This window comes from Nocardia farcinica (assembly GCF_029867845.1).
Classification (GTDB): domain Bacteria; phylum Actinomycetota; class Actinomycetes; order Mycobacteriales; family Mycobacteriaceae; genus Nocardia; species Nocardia farcinica_A.
Window position 1 is genome coordinate 1 of sequence record NZ_JARWRU010000999.1, and the last position, 4,280, is coordinate 4,280.

The 4,280-nt window shown below is 71.2% G+C and carries 3 protein-coding genes and 1 pseudogene; 3 read left to right on the forward strand and 1 reads right to left on the reverse strand.

The annotated features are described in order from the left end of the window. Positions 1–497: pseudogene (locus QH283_RS22190) on the reverse strand (FHA domain-containing protein); the annotation flags it as partial. Positions 498–660: 163 nt separating this feature from the next. Between QH283_RS22190 and QH283_RS22195 the strand changes: the two are divergent. From QH283_RS22195 to QH283_RS22205, 3 genes are all read left to right on the forward strand, one after another. Continuing rightward, complete coding sequence (locus tag QH283_RS22195) at positions 661–1,866, forward strand: DUF7373 family lipoprotein (protein WP_280504896.1); 1,206 nt, start codon at positions 661–663, stop codon at positions 1,864–1,866. Between the two features lie 47 nt (positions 1,867–1,913). Continuing rightward, positions 1,914–3,167, forward strand: coding sequence for a DUF7373 family lipoprotein (locus tag QH283_RS22200; protein ID WP_280504897.1), 1,254 nt, complete (start codon positions 1,914–1,916; stop codon positions 3,165–3,167). Further along, positions 3,164–4,280 (forward strand): DUF7373 family lipoprotein (locus tag QH283_RS22205; protein WP_280504898.1); only part of this gene is annotated, 1,117 nt, incomplete at its 3' end. The genes QH283_RS22200 and QH283_RS22205, both read left to right, overlap by 4 nt.

Sequence of the window (4,280 nt, forward strand, 5' to 3'; positions counted from 1 at the left end):
CCGTCGATCAGGCTGCCGATGCCCGGCGCCTCGGGCAGCGCGGGGAGCCCGCCGCCCGCCTCGTCCACGAACAGCCCGACCGCGCGGGCCGGCATCGGGACCACCCGGTCGACGGTGAAAGCCGCGTCGCTGCCGCGCAACTGCTCGACCCCGCCGTCGCCGGCCAGCACCGCGGTCACCGCGCCGTGCAGGAACACCGCGAGACCGCCCTGTTCGGCCGGGGAGACGATGCCGAAATCGATGGGCACGCCGGGACTGATCCGCTCGGCGTGCTTCATCAGCCAGCGGGTGGCCTCTCGCGCCACCAGCGGGCCGGGCCCGGACGGCTGGAATCGCTGGGCGTCGCGCACGATCTCGCCGAGCGCGTGCAGGGCCAGCGCCGCTGGCTCCTCGGGGGTGAGCCTGGTCCGGCCACGATGGGCGACCACCAGCAGCGCGCCGCACACACGGGCCACCGCGTGCCCACCGGCGACGATCTCGACCTGACGATCCTGCACCGCTATCGGTCTCCGCCCGCCTGATCGTCCCGATTGCCCGCCATGCGGTCCAGGGTATTGCACGGCCCGGCGCGGCGTCGCCGAGCCGTTGCTCATCCCTGCCTGTCCGAGGCCGGGTTCGGGTACCTTTTTCGGCAGGAACGGGAGGAACGAGGGGCGCGTCATGGCACGGACTCAACGCGTGGCGGCGATGGCGATGGCAGTGGCGGCGGTGACGGCGCTGGCCGGGTGCGGTGCGGTGCAGGGCACGGCACTACCGGGCGAACCGGACGTCCGCACCCTCGAGGTGGGCCCCTATCAGGTCACCAAGCATCGTTACGACCAGGAATCCGGTGGGCGGGGCGCGCTGCTGGAAGCCATGCGCATGTCCGAGACCGTGGTGCCGACCGTGCGGATCGACCCGTCGCTGCGCTACGGGCACGGCTCCAGCGTGCTCGGCGACACCCCGGCGGCGCTGCGCTATCTGGCCTCGGTGTCCAAGCCGGTGCTCGACACCCGTAAATTCGTCGCGGGCTACGCCGCCCAGGGCGGGGACGCGCCCGATCCGCCCGGCGAGGAGACCGCGGGCCCGGAGAGCACCGTGGTCACCACGGCGGTGCTGCGTTTCCCCGACGAGGCCACCGCCAAGCTGGCCGCCCGCGAACTCGAGGACGCCGACATCGGCGTCTCCCCAGACAACCAGCGGCTCGGTTCGACGAAATATCCCGACGCCTACATCCATTGGCGGCCCGGCATCGCCTCGGTGGGCACCTTCATCGCCCACCGCGAGTTCGTGGTCTCGCTGTACATCAGGCGGCCGAAGGCCGACAGCGCCGATCTGGTGACCTGGGTCGACAAGACCCTGGACGCGCAGCTGCCCGCGATGGACGGCTTCCAGGCCACCCCGGTCGACCGGCTCGACTCGCTGCAGGTCGACCCGGACGATCTGCTGGCCCGCGTCGCGGTGGAGGACCGCGAGGGCTGGGAGCCCGACACGTCTCGTTTCATGGTGGTGGCCGCGGTCGACGCCGTGCACAACACCGAGAACCAGGCCATGGCCGAGCGGCTGATCGAGGACTCCGGGGCGGACAAGATCGCCGTCGTCGGCCCCGACCTGCTGTTCCGGGTCCGTGACGGCGAGGCGGGACGCGTGCTCGTCGACGGGCTGCTCGAGGCGGTCTCGGCGACCTACGACCCGATCGACGCGCCCAAGGACGTGCCGGGAGCGAAGTGCGTGCAGCTCAACGAGCTCGGCGACCCCGACCGGCAGTACAAGTACCGTTGCTATGTGCCGTACAAGCGCTACGTCGGGATCCTCGTCAGCGACAGGGAGCCCGACGTACGGCAGAAGGTCGCCGCGGAATACGCGCTGCTGGCGAACAGCCTGTAACCACCGAGGCAGCGGTAGGTAGTATCCGCGGCGAGGCGATCGAGGCGATGAACTGGGGGGATGTACCGGTGATGTGGGGTGGGCGGGCACGGCTGCGGTGGCTGACGCCACAGTGGCTCGCGCCGATGATGATGCTGTCCGGTTGCGGGCAGACCGTGGAAGGAGCGGCGATCGGGGCGGTGACGCGGGTCGATCCCGCCACCCTGGAAACCGGCCCCTATCCGGTCGAACCCACCGCCTTCGACCCGGACATCCAGCATCCGTACCAGGTGTACGCGATCGAGGCCAGGCGCATGCTCGGCTATCTCGTGCCGCCCTTCGAGTTCGATGCCGAGCTCACGCACCTGGACGATGTCGAACTGATCGACAGCAGCTCCGACGGTCTCTTCGGCGACGGCCTCAACGCCGTCTATCCCGCCGAGTTCCAGGATGTGATGCAGCGCCACCACCTGATCGCCGGGGTACTGACGATCAGGTCGAACGACAGCGTCCGCGCGCTGAAGCTGGCCAATCACGCGCTGCTGCGCTTCCCCTCCGACGAGGCGGCGCGCGCCGCGGCCGCCGACCTCGACGCGACGCTGCACGGTCTCAACCCCGACCTGCGCGGACTGCCCGTCCCCGGTCACGAGGGCGTCGAGTACCGCACCGGCAACGGCTCCAAGGGCTACCTCGTGGTCGCGCGCGGCCCGTTCGTGGTGCTCACCATGCTCAACCGGCACGAGCCCGACGAGGAGGCGATACTCGCCGTGGCCTCCGATCTGCTCGACCTGCAGTTCGAGCGGCTGGCCTCGGCCACCGTCACCCCCATCGACGAGATCCTCGACCTGCCACTGGATCCCGACGGCATCATGCGCCGCACCCTGCCCGCGATGAAGGGCGAATGGCTCTACGGCGAATCGTTCGTCGGCGCGCTGTCGCCGCAGGCGCAACTGCACTTCGAACTCGACGGCGCCGCGGCACGCGAGGCGTTCGAGGACGCGGGGGTCGACCTGGTCGCCCGCAACTACGCCACCGTCTACCGCGCCGGCGACGAACAGGCCGCCCTCCGCCTGCACACCGTGCTGGCCGGACCCGCCCGCGACGACGAGGAGATCGACCCGCCGCCCGGCCTGGACGACGCCCGTTGCCGCGTGCTGGCGCAGGAGGACCCGGTGAGCGAATACGGTTCCGTCTGCGTCCTGGCCTACGGCCGCTACGTCGCGGTCGTCGGCTCGACCCAGCCGTCGTCACTGGGCCTCGACCCCGGCCTGTACCAGCGCGCGGCGGCCCAGTACGCGATCCTGGCGAGGAGCGAGGCATGACCGCCGGTGTCCGCACGCGCCGCCGCGCCCGCGCGCTGGCGGTGGCCGTGACCTGCCTGGTGATCGCCGCGTGCGGCGGCGAGAGCGATACGCCCGCCCCCGTGCTCACACTCGATCCCGGCAACTACCCGACCACCCCGCGTGACATGGAGGCCGAGCGCACCCCCGCCACCGGCTCCCGGCAGGAGTCGATCCGGCTGGCCGAGCACGTGGTGCTGATGATGGACCTGAACCCGCGCCTGGTGTTCGGCAGCCGCAACATCACCACCCGCCACCTCACCGCCCAGCATCCGACGGTGTCCGGGTTGTTCGAGTCCGTCGCCGATTACAACGCCAGGATTCCCGGCCTCGTCGCGGGCTGGCGCACGGCGGGTTCCCGCCGGGAGCAGACCAACCTCGGCCTGGACGCGACCCTGACCGTCCTGCGGTTCACCACCCCGGAGCAGGCCGAGAACGCCAAGAACGTGCTCGCCGAGCTGAACAACGAGAAATTCCCACCCAAGGAGCCGTTGACGCTGTCCGGGCATCCGTCGAGCCGCGCCTACCGCACCGCCTACGACTCGGTGCAGGCGTGGACCACGCACGGCGAATACCTGTTGCAGACCTACGTCTCCGACGGTCTGGCCCTGCCGCCCGACCCCGCGCCGCTGCTGGAGTTCACCCGTTCCGTCGTCGACGAGCAGATCCGCCGCCTCGACTCCTACGACCCGACGCCGCCCGACCGCCTCGACGAGGTCCCCGCCGACATCGACGGCCTGCTCGGCCGGACCCTGCCCTACCCGGAACCCGGCAACTACAACGACCCAACCGCCGTCTACCCGGCCCGGGTCTTCCTGCATGTCGACAGCCGCCCCGACCTCACCGCCCGCGCCTTCGAGGACGCGGGCGTCGACCTGGTGGCCCGCGCCGACTCCCTGATCTACCGCGCCGCCGACACCGCCGCCGCCGAGCGCCTCGTCGGCGCCCTCGTCGAACAGCACACCGACATGTCCCCCACCGACGCCCCCGAGGGCTCCCCTCCCGGCACCCGCTGCGTCCAGGAACCCGCGGGCACCCCGGAATCCCCCCGCCCCATCCGCACCACCCAGTGCTATCTCACCCACGACCGCTACG

What these genes read in the sequence shown, in the direction of transcription:
- QH283_RS22195 (WP_280504896.1), top strand. Translation starts at nt 661, where the DNA reads ATGGCACGGACTCAACGCGTGGCGGCGATGGCGATGGCAGTGGCGGCG.
- QH283_RS22200 (WP_280504897.1), top strand. Translation starts at nt 1,914, where the DNA reads ATGAACTGGGGGGATGTACCGGTGATGTGGGGTGGGCGGGCACGGCTG.